This is a genomic window from Puia dinghuensis (genome assembly GCF_014642875.1).
GTDB lineage: Bacteria > Bacteroidota > Bacteroidia > Chitinophagales > Chitinophagaceae > Puia > Puia dinghuensis.
In genome coordinates this window covers 529415-545288 of sequence record NZ_BMJC01000002.1, presented here as the reverse complement: position 1 = coordinate 545288, position 15874 = coordinate 529415, and the positions used below count along the sequence as shown (strand labels likewise).

Genomic DNA, 15874 nt, shown 5'->3' with positions numbered 1-15874 from the left:
TTGGTTTAGGTCGTTTGCCGAAAATAGAATTTTATTTGATCATGCCGGCAACTAATTGGTAAGCCACCAGCAAATAAGGATCATATAGTACGTCCTTCTTCCGCTCTTCGTTCATCTCTTTCAAGGTCGCATCGGCCTGCAACCGCTGATTCTCATAGGCCGGGTTCGACACCGTATACAGCACATTCTTCTCTTCTTCCTTCTTACCTCCGGCCGCCAAAGCAACGCCCCGACTCGCCGCCCGTTTCTCCGCTACCAGGTCATCCAGATTTAGCGATCGGTCGCTTTCAGTTTTTCTCTCCCGGCCATTGCCGTTAGCGCCACCCGCCGCACCAGTCCCGCCACTTGCTCCACCCGCCCCGCCGTGCCCCTCACCGGCTCCATCATGCGAAGTCCCCGATGCGGCCTTGAAGAACGCCATCCCGCTCATCGCCTGCGTCGCGATCACCCGTTCGGCCTCGACTGGTAAAGGCGCCAGCGGCAAATAATATTTATTGGCGGCAATCGGTGTCGGCGGCAAGGCAAAAGGCTCATCCGACTCCCGTTGCGTTCGTGCATCCGGCGGGTCGGGCAGCAACACATCCGGTTGCACCCCTTTCATCTGCGCTGTCTTCCCGTTGACGCGATATAATTTGGAGATAGTGACTTTCAGATAGCTCGACGCTTCCTTTTTGGGATCGAAATTCTCCAGGTCGATGCTCGTATCCATCGGCAGCACCACCTGCGCCGTCGCCTTCCCGTAAGTAGGTGAACCGACGATCAGCGCCCGGTTATAGTCCTGCAGCGTCCCGGCTACCATCTCCGATGCCGAAGCGCTGCTGCCGTTGACAAGCACCAGCAGCGGCCCGTCCCACACCGTACCCCTGGTGACGTCCTTAAGCGTAAATACCTTTGCGTCGCGGGATACCACTTGCCCAACCGCACCCGCATCGATGAATAGTCCCGACAGCTGCACTGCCTCATCCATCGATCCGCCGCCATTATAGCGGAGGTCGAGTATCAGTCCGCCCATATTCTCCTTCTTTAGTTTGATGATCTCTTTTGCCACATCGTTCGCACACCCGTTGACCCCCTTGCTGTCTTCCCAGTCCGAATAAAAGGCCGGCAGGGAGATATACCCCACCGTCTTCGCTCCCTTCAGCAGAAATCCCTTCACCTTGTCTTCTTCCTCCTCTGCCGCCGTACCGCTAACGCGTTGCTTCTGCAGGCTTACCTCCCGCGTCGTCCCATCCGCCTTCCGGACGCCCAGTATGAGCCGGTCACCGCCTTCGGTGCTCAATATCCCGTAGAGGTCCGCAACGGTGGCATCCGCCACATCTATCGCTTCCTTCCCATCCCAGCGCACCGCAACGATCTTGTCGCCCTCGCTAAGCGCCCCGCTCTGGAATGCCGGTCCGCCGGGCAGAAGATGACCCACCCGTGGATGTCCATCCTCGTCTTCGGTAAGCGTCAGTCCGTAGGACAAAGGCTTGTTGCCGATCTCACTCTCAAACTCCGCTTTTTCGTCGGGGGAGAAATAGGCCGTATGGGGATCGTAACACTCCGCAAGCGATTGACAATATACGATGCCGATCATATTCCCGATGCCCGTAGGGCTCTGCAGCAAGCGTTTGATCATCCGCTTGATAGATACCACCGCCCTCTTCCGCAGCTTCGGCTCCAGGCTGTCGATCAACTGCTGCCGCGTCTTTCCACCTGCCTTCACGGCCCCGCCCGTGTCCTGCGCAACGATCGCCGCCGCCAACCGGCTTCCAACCGACAACTTCAACAACTTATATAACTTCACCCGCCGCGCCGCCAGGTCAGCAGGGTAGGAGGTGTCCTCGGCCACCGTCAGCACCTCTTTCGCACTGAAAGTAAAAGGTTTTTGGGTAAGCCGCTCTATCATCGTATCCGTTTCTGTCAGCCGCTGCTGATAAAGGCCGATCAGCAGTTGGAGAAAGGCCGTCTTCCGTCCGAGTATCTCCTCGTCCAGCGTATACCGGTATACCGACAACTTTGCAATATCTGCCTGGGTGAAAAATAGCCGCTGATCATCCATTGCCCGCAATAGCTGGCCATAGATGGCCGCCGACATCGTCTTGTCCAAAGGCCTTGGCTGCACGTGGAATTTCTCCACCATGCGGGTGATGACATATGCATCAGTCGCCTTACTATCCGGAGCCTGGGCGTTTAACAGGACAGGAACAAACAAAAGGGTCAGGAAGACTCGCATAGCCCTAAAATAGCAAAAAAAAGCCCCGCGCGAAGCGCGGGGCGAAATATTAATATCGAATAATCTTACAGATGCGATTCGATCTTCTTCACAAAATTCGACTTCGGTTGTGCGCCAACCAGCTTGTCCACTACCTTACCGCCCTTGATAAAAAGGATGGCAGGAATGCTCGTAATACCATAGTTGATCGACAGCTGCGGATTGTGGTCGACATTCACCTTACCCACATTGATCTTCCCGTCATATTCCTTCGATAATTCCTCGATAACCGGCCCGATCGCCCGGCAAGGACCACACCATTCTGCCCAAAAATCTACCACCGTCAACTTGTCGGAAGAGATCACCTTGTCCTGGAAATTAGTATCTGTTAGTTCTAAAGCCATAAAAGAGTGTTTTTTATGTTATGTGATTATTTTATTACTGTACAAATGTCTGTTTATTTCGGCAACTTTTTCGTCGGATTCCTGACAATGTACAAAAACCCTTCCACGGCTCCTGCACGGTTATCCCGTCACTCCTTTACGCTCCAAAGGCGGTGGAACCGCCTCGTCCGAAGGACAATATTTCATGTCGTGACAACCTGTACCTCCAGCTCAGGCGTCCGCTCCAAAAAGACGGACAATTCGTCATTCATCTCAAATCCGCTCCCCATCGTGAACAGGCTTACCCTGGCATGCGTCTTCGACTCTATTATATTGAATTTCAACCCCGCCTTCCCCGGGTACTTCTTAACATTCGTTTCCAGGAAGCGCACTAATTCTTCATTGACGAACCTTGCCTCCACATCCATGATCACCTGCTTGGTAAGAATTGGCTTTATGCTTTCCAGCAGCATCATCCGGTCGATCTTGAACTCGAATTCCGCTTTGTTGAATCTAGGCCTGAAGCTACCCGTCAGGAAGAGGTTCTTTCCCTTCTCCAGGTAATTGCTATACCGTGCATAATCCTCGCTCCATAGCATAAATTCCGCCTTGCCCGTATAATCCTCAATTATAAACGAGCCAAACTGCTTCCCGGTCTTGCTCACCCGGTGTTGCGCATCGACGACAAGTCCTGCCAGCCGGTAGGGTTTCCCCGGGTTGCTCTGTAGCGTCACTGCCTCCTTCACCTCGTTGAATTCTCCTAATTGGGTAATGCCATAATGCGTTATCTCGAACTTGAAATGATCCAACGGGTGCCCGCTCATAAACATTCCCGTGACGTCCTTCTCATGTTCCAGCAATTCCGTCAGTGACCAGGGCTCACAGTTAGGTATCTTAGGCACGGCAATTTCCGGCATCGTCAACTCCCCGAACAGGCTGTTGCTGGTCTGGTTGGAATTGGTCTGGTACACGTTACCAAATTTGATGATCTTCTCCAGCCCCGTCGAAGTATCACCCTGCGGCATGAAGAAATACTGCGCCCGGTGCATCTCCTTGAAACAGTCGAAACTTCCCGCATAGGCAAGGTTTTCCAGCGTCTTCTTGTTCACCGTCCGCTGGTTTATCCGCTTGATCATATCGAAGATGGAAGTAAAATTCCCCCCCTTGTGACGTTCGCTGATCACCCCCTCCACCGCGGCTTCGCCAACGCCCTTCAGCCCGCCGAGTCCTACCCGGATCTCGCCCTTCTGATTCACCGCAAAGCCTTTCTTCGACTCGTTGATATCCGGTCCCAATACCTTAAGCCCCATTCGCTTGCACTCTTCCATAAAAAAGGTGATCTTTTCGATGCTGCCCGCATGGTTCAGCACCGCCGCCATATATTCGGAAGGGTAGTGCGCCTTCAGATACGCCGTCTGGTAGGCGACAAAGGCATAACAGGTGGAGTGCGATTTGTTGAAGGCGTATTGCGCAAAAGCCTCCCAGTCGGTCCAGATCTTTTCCAGCGTCCCGGCGGCAAATCCCTTGGCGGAAGCTCCCTTGACAAACTGGCTCTTCATCTTATCCAGTATGGCTTTTTGTTTCTTCCCCATCGCCTTCCGTAACACGTCCGCATCCCCCTTGCTGAATCCGGCCAGTTTCTGCGCCAGCAGCATCACCTGTTCCTGGTAGACGGTGATGCCATAAGTATCCCCCAAAAATTCTTCCATCTCGGGCAGATCGAAGACGATGGGCTCCCGCCCGTGCTTCCGGTCGATGTAATTGGGAATATACGCAATCGGGCCTGGCCGGTACAAGGCGTTCATGGCGATGAGGTCGTCAAACTTGTCCGGCTTCAGGTCCTTGAGATATTTCTGCATCCCGGGCGACTCGAACTGGAAAGTCCCGATCGTTTCACCCCGCTGATACAACTCGAAGGTTTGCAAATCATCCAGCGGAATGTCATCGATCACAATCTCCACCCCGTGATTTTCTTTAATAAGTTCCAACGCCGTCTTCAGGATATTCAGCGTACGCAGTCCAAGGAAGTCCATCTTTATGACTCCCGCCTCTTCGATCACGCTACCTTCGATCTGAGTAACCAACAGATCGGAATCCTTTGCCGTACAAACAGGCAAAATAGTCATAAGATCGTCCGGCGCGATGATGATCCCAGCCGCATGCAATCCCGTATTGCGCACCGAACCTTCGAGCCGCTCGGCCTCATGCAGCACCTTGCTCCGCATATCCTCACCGTTATAGATGTCACGCAGCAACTTAACATTTTGCAGATCATCCGGGCCTACGCCATCCTTTTCCTCCAGCGACTTCTCGCCGTCCTTTGCCGTCATCGGGGCATGCAACACCCGCTTCAGCTCGATGCCCGGCCGTTCAGGAACGAGTTTGGCCAGCGCATTCGACTCGGGCAGCGGCAGATCAAGCGCCCGCGCGACATCCTTGATACTCATCTTCGCCGCCATCGTACCATAGGTGACGATCTGCGCCACCTGGTTCTTGCCATATTTCCCCACCACATACTCGATCACCTTGCCACGACCCTCATCGTCAAAGTCAGTATCGATATCCGGCATCGACTTACGGTCGGGGTTGAGAAAGCGTTCGAACAGCAGCTTGTATTTGATGGGATCGATATTCGTGATCCCGATGCAGTAGGCGACAACGCTTCCCGCCGCCGAACCACGACCCGGACCTATAAACACGCCCATATCCCTCCCCGCCTTGATAAAATCGCTCACGATGAGGAAGTATCCCGCAAAACCCATCGTCTTTATCGTAAACAGCTCGAAATCCAGCCGCTCCTGTATCTCCGGCGTCAGGTCGCTATAGCGCAGCTTCGCCCCTTCATTCGTCAAATACTTTAAATACTCCCATTGGTCCAGGTTGCTATCGTTATGTATCTGGAATTCCTTTGGAATGGGGAAGGCAGGCAGCAGGATGTCTTTTTTGAGGTTCAGCACCTCCACCCGGTCGACGATCATATTTGTATTCTCTATCGACTGTGGCACATCGCTGAACAAGGCCTTCATCTCCTCCGTCGTCTTGAAATAGAACTGGTCGTTTGGGAATTTGAACCGGCGGTTCTTGGTGTTGAGGTCGTCATTCACCATGTCGTCATAGCCCGGGGTAGCTTGCTTTTCACCCGTATTGATACAGAGCAGGATATCATGCGCGTTGGCATCCTCCTTGTCGGTATAGTGGCTGTCATTCGTTGCGATCACCGGAACCCCGTATTTCTTCGCAAAGCCCAGGAGTACATGGTTTATCTTCTCCTGTTCTTTTATGTTATGGCGCTGCAGCTCGATAAAATAGTCTTCGCCAAAAAGGTCGAGCCACCATTGGAATTCCTTCTCCGCCTTCTCCTCGCTTTCGTGCAGGATCGTCTGCGGCACATAGGCCCCGATGCAGCAGGTGGTGGCTATAAGCCCCTCGTGATATTTGAGGATCAGCTCTTTGTCAATCCGCGGATATTTGCTGTAAAGCCCTTCGGTATAACCCAGCGAGGTCAGTTTGATAAGGTTCTGATACCCAACCTTGTTCTTTGCCAAAAGTATCTGGTGGTAGCGTTCGTCCCGCTGCTCCTTGGTAAAGGTCTTCCTGCTCCGGTCTTCCACCACATAGAACTCGCACCCCACTATCGGCTTCACTTTCAGCTTTCCGTCCTCATTCTTATGCTTGTAGGCTTCCGCTACAAATTCGAAGGCCCCGAACATATTGCCGTGGTCGGTGATGGCCAATGCCGGCATGCCATCCTTTATCGCCTTTTTATACAGGCTTTGGATCGACGCCGCCCCGTCAAGCAGGGAGAATTGCGTATGGGTATGAAGATGGGAAAATTTGCACATAGGACCTGCAATTAACAAACAAACCACGACAAACATCGTTCACTTCCAGGGTAATATGGCACATTCTTTCCACAGCATCACAACGCGCCAAAAACCTCTTCCAGGTCAAGCTCGAATCCGGGGAGGATGGGGGTGGTAAGGATATTGTCTTCAGTCAAAGGCCGTGCGCCAGCATAACGCCCATTGCCGTTGCGGACATACTGAAGGAGAGCTTGTATTTCGGGCAGGAACAACCAATATTCTTTTACCCCTGCCTCTTCATAAACATCATATTTAATCTCCAATTCCTTTTTATTGTTACCGGGCGAGAGAATTTCGATTACAATATCCGGCGCGCCCAGGCATCCCTTATCATCTAATTTGGACGGATCGCAGATAACACACAGGTCCGGCTGGACAACAGTTATAATATCCTTGTCATCCTTTGATTTCCGTGGCAGCCGCACATCAAAAGGCGCGGAATACACCTCGCAGGTTTTGCCCTTTAAGAAGTTAATCAACACCCCAAAAATCTCTCTCGACAATTTCTGATGCATCCTGTTCGGTGCAGGACTCATCTTGAATATCTTACCCTTGATTATCTCCAGCCGTTCTTCAAACGTCCACTTCAAATAATCGGCATAGCTGTACTCTTGGGAAAGATCAAGATCAGCAAATTCCATATTTTAAGGTTTTTATCCCTACAAATATACCTAAATTCTTTAGGAATTTGGAATACCACCCCCGGCCCTGCCACTCCCCGCCATTTTGGCAACATTTTTGTAATTTTTATCTATATTTGCGCCCATGCCAATATCCTCATTCTGAATAACATGTTGAGAATTATCCTTTACATAGCACCCATCGCCTGTCTCGCCGCAAGCTGCAGTGTCTTCAAACCGGCAGCCACAAAGCCAGCAGCCCAATCCACCGCGGACAACCCCAATGGCGTACAATTCATCTCCAACATCTCCTTAAAGCCTGACGGCCATCAGGATAAGTCCGGCAGCACGCTGGAGACCACCGCCAATTCCAAAACCGCCGCATATCCCGAAACCTCCGCCGGCGCAACCAACATCGAAGCCTATTCCGCCCTCAAATTCAAATACGCCATCCTCGAGAACTGCTCGGTCGAAGAGCTCGACAATCCCAAATTATTGAACTTCATGGACTCCTGGTATGGGGCCCCTTATCGCTATGGCGGCATCAGCCGCGATGGCGTCGATTGCTCCGGCTTCGCCTTTCTGCTCATGACCACCGTCTATGGTATTACCTCCCTGCCCAGAACGTCAAAAGAACAATACGAAGCCTCCCAGCATATCTCCCGCGATCAGCTACAGGAAGGTGACCTCGTCTTCTTCCACACCCTCGGCAAGCGTATAGCTGTCACCCATGTCGGCGTCTATCTCCGGAATAATAAATTTGTCCATGCCTCCGTCTCGGGTGTCATGATCAGCGATATGAACGACGGCTATTACGACAGGCACTTTGTCGGCGCAGGTCGCGTCATCGATCCCGCTCAAACCCAAATTCGTACCCCGGCGACCGCAGCCGGGGGGCTCTAGCCACCCACCCTCTACAGCCGGCCATCTCACCTACCTTACGTATCTTCGGGCATGCTCCGCATCAGCAACCTGTATATCTATCCCATAAAATCAATGGGCGGCATCCCGCTCGACACCGCCCGCGTCACCGACCGCGGCCTGGAATACGACCGCCGCTGGATGCTCATCGATGAAAATAACATTCAGCTGACGCAACGGGAATTTCCCCTCATGGCCCTCCTCCAACCCACCTTCACACCCGATGGCCTCACCGTCACCTATCGTCCTGCAAACACCCAACTCTCCATTTCCTTCCAGCCCCGAACAAACAACTATACCGAAGTCCGATGCTGGGATGACATCTGCCGCGCCCAATTCGTCAACCCCGAAGCCGATAGCTGGTTCAGCAATATCCTGGGAACTCCCTGCCGCCTCGTCTACATGCCGGAGACAACCATGCGCCAGACCGATCTCAACTACACGCCCGAAGGCCACATCACCTCCTTTTCCGACGGCTATCCTTTCCTGCTCATCGGCCAGTCTTCGCTCGACGAGCTAAACAGCCGCCTCGAACAACCCCTCCCCATGGATCGCTTCCGGCCAAACATTGTCTTCACCGGCGGCGAACCCTTTGAAGAAGACCAGCTCCACGACTTCACCATCGGCGCCATCCGGTTTAGTGGGGTAAAACTCTGCGCCCGCTGTGTCATAACCACCACCGATCAGCAAACGGCCAAAAGAGGCAAGGAACCCCTGCGCACGCTTGCAACCTGGCGCGCAAAGGATAACAAGATCTTATTCGGCCAAAATCTCATCCATCATGGCCTCGGTCAGCTTACCGTTGGCGACGAGCTCGTCCCTGCGACCCCATAACCCCCCGCATTAACCCTGCTTCCTCACCACGATATAAAAATTCCGGTCAACCGAAAAATTCTCATCTCCCGCACTCCCGTTACCCGTAGCCCCCACTGTCAGGATACCCGGTCCGGAACCCCTCGGGTTCGCCCGCCCGCCCGTAGCCTGGCCCACCGGTGACAGCGACTTCAGATCGAGCTGTGGTGTCTCCAGGGTCTGTCCTGCCGTGCCGGCCTTCATCGTCTGCCATTCGTCGGTCGGCGTGATCCACTGCTCGGGCAGTCCGCCGACATACACTTTCACCGGCATGTTAAACCCTTTTACACAATTGCTCCAACGATAGCTGATCATATCCCCGTTGGACTGGTAGGCCAGCACCGGTATCTTCGTCGTTCGCAGGTATTGATCGAATATCTTCGAGAAGTCCTTGTGCGCATATTCGCTCATGTACGCCTCTATCTCCTGCGTCGTCACCGTCTTGTGATAGAAGGTGCTCTGCAGCCCGTGCAGCATCCCGCGGAAAGCCGAGTCGCCTACGATCTGGCGGATCATGTGCAGCATATTCCCACCCTTGTAATACATGTCGCCCGATCCCTCTTTATTCACGCCATAGATGCCGATTATCGGTTTGTCGTTGTCGATATTCTTCCGAGTCCCGATGCAATAATCGTTACCCGCCTCCTCGCCATAGAGATAAGTCGTATACAAGGTCTCCGTATAATTGGTAAACCCTTCATGCACCCACATATCCGCCGCGTCCTTGTCGGTGATGCTGTTGCCAAACCATTCGTGGCCGCTCTCATGCACGATGATAAAATCCCATTTCAGCCCCCAGCCGGTGCCGGAGAGGTCACGGCCAAGATAGCCATTGGCAAAATGATTCCCATAGGCCACGTTGCTCTGGTGCTCCATCCCGAGATGTGGTGCCTCTACCAATTTATAGCTATCTTCATAGAAAGGGTAGGGGCCCATCCAGTATTCAAAGGCCCGGAGCATCGTATCCGCCTGCTTGAACTGCGGCTTTGCTTTCTCGAGATCATAATCCAGCACCCAGAAATTACAATCGAGTTTTCCCTTCATCCCGTCAAACACCGACGACCAGTTCACATATTTCCCGATATAAGGGATGATGTCGTAAGAGTTTATCGGGCTGGTCACCACCCAGGTATAGGTCATAGTACCGTTACCGTTAGCTTTTTTGTCCTGCAGCCGGCCGTTACCGATGCCCACGAGGCTGTCCGCACAGGTGATATGCATCACCACCCCGCTATCCGGTTCGTCATACAGGTGATCTTTACAGGGAAGCCAGCAGCTGAGCCCAAGGCCCTCATCTGCTACCGTCATCCAGGGCCTGCCCTGTGCGTCCCTGGCCCATATCCAGCCGCCATCCCAGGGCGGACGTACCGCCGCCCGCGGGACACCCTCGTATTGCACCATCACTGTCTCTGTGCTTCCTGCCTTTACCTTCCGGGGAAAACGCACGTGAAAAACATTGCCCTCCCGGGTAAAGGTCAGCGGCTTTTTCCGCCAGGTGGCCGACACCAGACGCATGGGCTCCTGCAGGTCGATCTGCAAGGTCTGCCCCTCGCTCAGCGCCACAAAACTGATCGCATTGCTCCCCCGTACCGACTTTTCGGAAAAATCCGGCGTCACCTGGATTTCATATTTCAACAAGTTCCACCAGGCCCGTTCGGGCCCGACGCTGCCCCGCAGACTGTCCGCATGGTTATAGGCGGCCTTCTCCGGGGTTAATAACTGCGCCCGGCCGGACAAAAAAGAAAAAACACAAAGGGGAAGGGCAAGCTTCAATATGCGACTCATTGGTTATCTTTATTTTGCGATGAAGATAAATAATCCTTTTCACTTGTCCCTGCTGCCCATCATTCTTGTGAGCGCCGCTTGTCACGCACCCTCATCCTCATCCCATAAAAAAATATTCACCTACAACGAATCCGACGGCATCGCCACCCTCGACCCTGCGTTTGCCAAAAACCGGTCGATCATGTGGGCCGTACACCAGCTTTACAGCACCCTTGTGGCCACTGACGACAAGCTCAACATCGTCCCCGACCTGGCCCGCTCCTGGGAAACCTCCGCCGATCGGAAAACCTGGACCTTCCGCCTCCGCACCGACGTTTTCTTCCACGATGACCCCGCTTTCCCCGGAGGCCAGGGTCGCCGGCTCACCGCCGCCGACATCGTCTATAGCTTCAATCGCCTCCTCGACCCCGCTACCGCCAGCAGCGGCGCCTGGATCTTCCACGATCGCATCGACACCACCAATCCCTTCACCGCCACCAACGACTCCACCTTCCAACTAAAACTCATCCGCCCCTTCAACCCCATCCTTGGTCTGTTCAGCATGGAATACTGTTCTGCCGTCCCCCGGGAAGCGGTGGAGCACTATGGCAAGGACTTCCGCAGTCATCCCTGTGGTACCGGCCCCTTTCGCATTAAGTCCTGGGAAGAGAACCAAACGCTCATCTTCATCAAGAACGACCGCTACTTCGAACACGACAGCGCAGGCCGCCCGCTGCCCTATCTCGACGCCGTAAAGATCACCTTCAACGACGAAAAGGCAACCGAATTCCTGCAATTCGTCCAGGGGCAGCTCGACTTCATCAATGAGATCGACCCCAGCTTCAAAGACGAGGTCCTCAGCAAAAAAGGACAGCTGAAAAAAGATTGGCAGGGAAAGATCATCTTATCGGTGGCGCCCCAGCTAAACACTGAATATCTTGGCATCCTCGTCGACTCGACCAACCCCCTCGTCGAACAGTCGCCATTAAAGCTAAAGCAGGTGCGGCAGGCTATCAATTACGGCTTCGATCGCCGGAAGATGATGCTCTACCTGCGTAACTCACTCGGCCTGCCCGCGGAAAGCGGCTTCGTGCCCGCAGGGCTCCCTTCATTCGACAGCACGAAGGTCCATGGCTATCATTACGATCCCGAAAAGGCCCGCGCCCTTCTTTCTGCCGCCGGTTATCCCGGTGGAAAGGGCCTTCCTCCCATCCGGTTGCTTACCATACCCATCTATGGAGATTTTGCCACCTTCATCGCCCGGCAGCTCGAAGACATCGGCATCCATATCAACCTCGAAATAGTCCAGAAAAGCCTGCTTCTCGAAGAGACTGCACAATCCAAGGCCCTCTTCTTCCGCGGCAGCTGGATTGCTGACTACCCCGATGCGGAGAATTATCTCAGCGTCTTCTATTCCAAAAACCCGGCGCCGCCCAACTATACCCGTTATAGTGACCCCGTCTTCGATCGCCTGTATGAACAATCCCTCCTCGAGAACACCGACTCCGGCCGCTATCGCCTCTATCGCGAGATGGACCAGCGCGTCATCGACGCTGCCCCGGTTGTTCCCCTCTGGTACGACGAGGTCGTCCACCTCATCAACCCCCGCATCCGCGGCCTCAACCCCAACGCCCTTAACCTGCTCGAACTCCGCCATGTCGATATCGTCGCACACTGACCGAACACCCCCTGTATCATAACCGCACAGCCCGCCTTCCGGCCATCCTCTCAACTCCCTGTGTCTCAACCAGACACAAACCCGGCACCATCTTGGCAACCCAAACCTCAAAACATTGCCCTTGCTCAAGAACTATTTCATCGTCGCCTGGCGCAACCTGACAAAGAATAGAGTCTATTCGGCCATCAATATCCTCGGCCTGGCTGCAGGTATGGCCGTCGCCTTGCTTATTGGACTTTGGATCTGGGACGAAGTCTCCTATAACCAAAATTTCGATAATTACAACCGCGTAGTCAGAGTGATGGAGAATTCGACGCACGGCAGCCAGAAATCCACATTCAATTCTGTTCCGATACCCCTGTCCGTCGAGCTCCACACCACCTACGCCGCCGATTTCCGGCGGGTGTCGATGGGCTCCTGGAATGTCAGCCATGCCCTCGCCTTCGGGGACAAACAGATCATAAAGAATGGGATGTATGTCCAGCCGGATTTCCTGCCCATGTTCTCCGTCCGGCTCATCGCAGGCTCCATGGCCTCCCTCAACGACCCTCGTTCGATGATCCTCAGCCGCACGCTCGCCACAACCATCTTCGGTAATGATGATCCCATAGGAAAGACAATAAAGGTCGACAATAGAAGCAGCCTGAAGGTGACAGGCATCTATGAAGATTTCCCGCACAATTGCGAATTCGGCGACACGTACGCGCTGATGGCCTGGGATGGCTACGTAGCCGACTGGGACTGGGTGAAGAATTCGCAGACGAATTGGGATAACAACTCGTGGCAGCTATATGCGCAATTGCAGGATCATGCCGACCTGAAAGCCGTAAGCGCCAAAGTAAAGAGGGGGCTGGAAGGGCATGACAGAAAGGACAAGCCCGAAGTGGTCTTGCATCCGATGAGCAAATGGCGGCTGTATAGTGAATTCAAAAATGGTGTAAATATAGGCGGCGCCATCCAATTTGTAAACATGTTTGCGGTGGTCGGCATCTTTGTGCTTCTGCTCGCCTGTATCAATTTCATGAACCTGAGCACCGCCCGCTCGGAGAAAAGGGCCAAGGAAGTAGGTATCCGCAAGGCCATCGGTTCGCTCCACCGCCAGCTGGTCGGGCAGTTCCTGGGGGAATCCATGCTCATTACGTTCGTGTCCTTTTGTCTCGCCCTCCTGATAGTGCAGCTTGCCCTGCCCTTTTTCAACGAATTGGCCGACAAACAAATGAACATTTTTTGGGATAAACCCCTGTTCTGGTTGTCGGCCATCGGGTTCATCGTTATTACCGGCTTCATCGCCGGCAGCTATCCTGCCTTCTATCTTTCTTCCTTCAATTCGGTTAGCGTATTAAAGGGTACTTTTAAGGCGGGCCGGTTCGCATCTATCCCCCGCAAAGTGCTTGTCGTCCTGCAGTTCACCGTTTCGGTATCGCTGATTATTGCAACCCTCGTGGTCTTCCGGCAGATAGAGTATGCAAAAGATCGTCCCATTGGCTACGATCGGGAAGGCTTGCTTACTATCGGTATCAACACACCCGATCTATACGCGCATTATGGTACCCTGCGCAACGATTTGCTAAGCAGCGGTGCCATCGAAGACATCACCGAGTCGGGAAGTCCTACTACCGCCGTCTATTCCGGCCAGAGCGGCTTCGATTGGCCGGGGAAGGACCCCAACCTCAACCCCACCTTTGCCGTCATCCCCGTGACACACGATTTTGGCAAAACGGTGGGCTGGCAGTTCAAAGAAGGACGCGATTTTTCCCGCGACTTTGCTACGGATTCGGCCGGCATGGTCCTCAACGAAACGGCCGTAAAGTATATGGGATTGAAGGAACCTGTGGTAGGCCAGACAGTGAAATATCTCTACAGCAGCCGAACGGACAAGAATTTCCGCATCCTCGGCGTGATAAAGGACATGGTCATGGAGTCTCCTTTCGAGCCCGTTAAGCAAACGGTCTTTCTCATGGACACTTCCAGTGTCGGGATGAACATTATCACGCTCAGGATCAACCGCAACATAGGCGCCGCAAGAGCCCTGCCGGCCATCGCCGCGATATTCAAGCGATACAACCCGGGTACTCCCTTCGATTATACCTTCAATGACAAAGACTACGAGAAGAAATTCGATTTCGAGCAGCGCATCGGCAGTCTCGCGAGTGTCTTCACCGCCTTCGCCATTTTTATCAGCTGCCTGGGACTCTTCGGTCTCGCTGCTTTTATGGCCGAACAACGCACAAAAGAGATAGGCGTGCGCAAAGTGCTGGGCGCTTCGGTGCTGCATCTATGGGGATTGCTTTCGAAGGAATTCCTGTTGCTTGTATCCCTCTCGTTCGTGGTTGCCATCCCGCTTTCCTGGTATCTTATGAACGGCTGGTTGAAGCAATACGACTATCGGACGACGATCTCAGCCTGGATATTCCTGGTTACTGCTGCCATGGCCCTGCTGATCACGCTCATCACCGTGAGCTTCCAATCGATAAGGGCCTCCATGGCCAATCCTGCCAGGAGTCTGCGCAGCGAGTAAGGAGGCTCACCCGATATAATGCTCCGCACCAGGCGCGCCGCGTCACTCGGAATGCCCACCGCTTGCCAGCATACCGATGACGATCACCACTGCCAGTATCGCCACACCGACAAAGGTCCAGTACGGGGTTTTCGCCTGTGTTGCGACATTATCGTAGGCCAGTCTCAGGGTAGGAGGCATCTGCTTCGATTTCAGCACCTGCTTACAGTGCGCGCATTGGGAAGCGCCGGTTTTGCCTATCGGGAAGAAAGGGATCCAGAATACGTGGGCATATTTCTGAAAGACATACACGGTCAGTGTATTGTAGTTTTGACAATGTGGGCAGGATTCGGCGACAGGTTCTCTGGAGAGTTGGATAGACTTCCATCCGTAGATGATCATGGTTAGGAGTTTTTGGCTAATATAACAATAAACCCTCGCGGAGCGAGGGTTTATAAAACCAATTTATTTCTCCATCGTATTCTTCTTCAGCTTATCATGGAACACCTTTTCGAATTTCTCCACTTTCGGCCTGATAACCAGGTAACAATACGGCTGCGAGCCATGGTCATTGTAATAGTTCTGGTGATAGTCCTCGGCGGGATAGAAGGTACTGGCCGCCGTTATTTCCGTCACTATCGGCTTGGGATAGGCGCCTTCCTTGTTCAACCGTTCCTTGTACTCTTCCGCCTTCTTTCGTTGTTCTTCGTTATGATAGAAGACAGCGCTGCGGTACTGGGTTCCGACATCATTACCCTGCCGGTTAAGTTGGGTGGGATCATGCGACTCCCAAAAAACTTCCAGCAGCTCGTCATAGCTGACTACGGAAGGGTCATATACTATCTGTAAGCATTCCGCATGCCCCGTCGTCCCCGTACAAACTTCTTCATACGTGGGGTTCGCCACCGTTCCCCCCATATACCCGGACGTCACCGAGATCACCCCTTTCAATTCCTGGAAGATCGCCTCGGTACACCAGAAACACCCGGTACCAAAGGTCGCCGTCTCTGTTTTTACCCCTGCGGGCATCTTGTTGTCGTTCATATTGCACAATATAACATCCCTTCAGGACAAAAGTTGTTCCAATATTTTGTAAAGTAAC

At 53.4% G+C, this 15874-nt stretch carries 11 protein-coding genes; 4 read left to right on the top strand and 7 right to left on the bottom strand.

Annotated features, from left to right (window positions below):
- Nucleotides 1-31: 31 nt before the first annotated feature.
- The 4 genes from IEY39_RS10530 to IEY39_RS10515 all read right to left on the bottom strand — a co-directional run bounded on the left by IEY39_RS10530 (nucleotide 32) and on the right by IEY39_RS10515 (nucleotide 7081).
- Nucleotides 32-2215 (bottom strand): S41 family peptidase, encoded by a 2184-nt coding sequence (locus IEY39_RS10530; protein WP_188931214.1) that lies wholly within the window; start codon nucleotides 2213-2215, stop codon nucleotides 32-34.
- Nucleotides 2216-2280: 65 nt separating this feature from the next.
- Nucleotides 2281-2598: a thioredoxin gene (gene trxA / locus IEY39_RS10525; protein ID WP_188931212.1), complete on the bottom strand. Its 318-nt coding sequence runs from the start codon at nucleotides 2596-2598 to the stop codon at nucleotides 2281-2283.
- Between the two features lie 182 nt (nucleotides 2599-2780).
- Nucleotides 2781-6419, bottom strand: coding sequence for a DNA polymerase III subunit alpha (gene dnaE / locus IEY39_RS10520; RefSeq protein ID WP_188931209.1), 3639 nt, complete (start codon nucleotides 6417-6419; stop codon nucleotides 2781-2783).
- Between the two features lie 77 nt (nucleotides 6420-6496).
- Nucleotides 6497-7081 (bottom strand): Uma2 family endonuclease, encoded by a 585-nt coding sequence (locus IEY39_RS10515; protein WP_188931207.1) that lies wholly within the window; start codon nucleotides 7079-7081, stop codon nucleotides 6497-6499.
- A gap of 150 nt (nucleotides 7082-7231) precedes the next feature.
- Between IEY39_RS10515 and IEY39_RS10510 the strand changes: the two genes are divergently transcribed.
- Together IEY39_RS10510 and IEY39_RS10505 are read left to right on the top strand one after the other, a co-directional pair.
- On the top strand, nucleotides 7232-7963 hold the full coding sequence (locus tag IEY39_RS10510) for a C40 family peptidase (protein ID WP_188931205.1): 732 nt from the start codon (nucleotides 7232-7234) through the stop codon (nucleotides 7961-7963).
- Nucleotides 7964-8014: 51 nt separating this feature from the next.
- On the top strand, nucleotides 8015-8815 hold the full coding sequence (locus IEY39_RS10505; RefSeq protein ID WP_188931203.1) for an MOSC domain-containing protein: 801 nt from the start codon (nucleotides 8015-8017) through the stop codon (nucleotides 8813-8815).
- Between the two features lie 9 nt (nucleotides 8816-8824).
- On the opposite strand, the gene IEY39_RS10500 is transcribed toward IEY39_RS10505, so the two are convergent.
- On the bottom strand, nucleotides 8825-10618 hold the full coding sequence (locus tag IEY39_RS10500) for a M1 family metallopeptidase (RefSeq protein WP_188931200.1): 1794 nt from the start codon (nucleotides 10616-10618) through the stop codon (nucleotides 8825-8827).
- On the opposite strand from IEY39_RS10500, the gene IEY39_RS10495 reads away from it, so the two are divergent.
- Together IEY39_RS10495 and IEY39_RS10490 are read left to right on the top strand one after the other, a co-directional pair.
- Nucleotides 10608-12275: an ABC transporter substrate-binding protein gene (locus IEY39_RS10495; protein ID WP_229688863.1), complete on the top strand. Its 1668-nt coding sequence runs from the start codon at nucleotides 10608-10610 to the stop codon at nucleotides 12273-12275. The two genes, IEY39_RS10500 and IEY39_RS10495, sit on opposite strands and share 11 nt — an antisense overlap.
- A 121-nt stretch (nucleotides 12276-12396) precedes the next feature.
- Complete coding sequence (locus IEY39_RS10490) at nucleotides 12397-14793, top strand: ABC transporter permease (protein WP_188931198.1); 2397 nt, start codon at nucleotides 12397-12399, stop codon at nucleotides 14791-14793.
- A 42-nt stretch (nucleotides 14794-14835) separates the two neighbouring features.
- On the opposite strand, the gene IEY39_RS10485 is transcribed toward IEY39_RS10490, so the two are convergent.
- On the bottom strand, nucleotides 14836-15174 hold the full coding sequence (locus tag IEY39_RS10485; RefSeq protein ID WP_188931196.1) for a zinc-ribbon domain-containing protein: 339 nt from the start codon (nucleotides 15172-15174) through the stop codon (nucleotides 14836-14838).
- A 63-nt stretch (nucleotides 15175-15237) separates the two neighbouring features.
- Complete coding sequence (gene msrA, locus IEY39_RS10480) at nucleotides 15238-15816, bottom strand: peptide-methionine (S)-S-oxide reductase MsrA (RefSeq protein ID WP_188931194.1); 579 nt, start codon at nucleotides 15814-15816, stop codon at nucleotides 15238-15240.
- Nucleotides 15817-15874 lie beyond the last annotated feature (58 nt).

What these genes read in the sequence shown, in the direction of transcription:
- IEY39_RS10515 (WP_188931207.1), bottom strand. Translation starts at nt 7,081, where the DNA reads ATGGAATTTGCTGATCTTGATCTTTCCCAAGAGTACAGCTATGCCGAT.
- IEY39_RS10485 (WP_188931196.1), bottom strand. Translation starts at nt 15,174, where the DNA reads ATGATCATCTACGGATGGAAGTCTATCCAACTCTCCAGAGAACCTGTC.
- IEY39_RS10500 (WP_188931200.1), bottom strand. Translation starts at nt 10,618, where the DNA reads ATGAGTCGCATATTGAAGCTTGCCCTTCCCCTTTGTGTTTTTTCTTTT.
- IEY39_RS10495 (WP_229688863.1), top strand. Translation starts at nt 10,608, where the DNA reads ATGCGACTCATTGGTTATCTTTATTTTGCGATGAAGATAAATAATCCT.
- IEY39_RS10505 (WP_188931203.1), top strand. Translation starts at nt 8,015, where the DNA reads ATGCTCCGCATCAGCAACCTGTATATCTATCCCATAAAATCAATGGGC.
- trxA (WP_188931212.1), bottom strand. Translation starts at nt 2,598, where the DNA reads ATGGCTTTAGAACTAACAGATACTAATTTCCAGGACAAGGTGATCTCT.
- IEY39_RS10510 (WP_188931205.1), top strand. Translation starts at nt 7,232, where the DNA reads ATGTTGAGAATTATCCTTTACATAGCACCCATCGCCTGTCTCGCCGCA.
- msrA (WP_188931194.1), bottom strand. Translation starts at nt 15,816, where the DNA reads ATGAACGACAACAAGATGCCCGCAGGGGTAAAAACAGAGACGGCGACC.
- dnaE (WP_188931209.1), bottom strand. Translation starts at nt 6,419, where the DNA reads ATGTGCAAATTTTCCCATCTTCATACCCATACGCAATTCTCCCTGCTT.
- IEY39_RS10530 (WP_188931214.1), bottom strand. Translation starts at nt 2,215, where the DNA reads ATGCGAGTCTTCCTGACCCTTTTGTTTGTTCCTGTCCTGTTAAACGCC.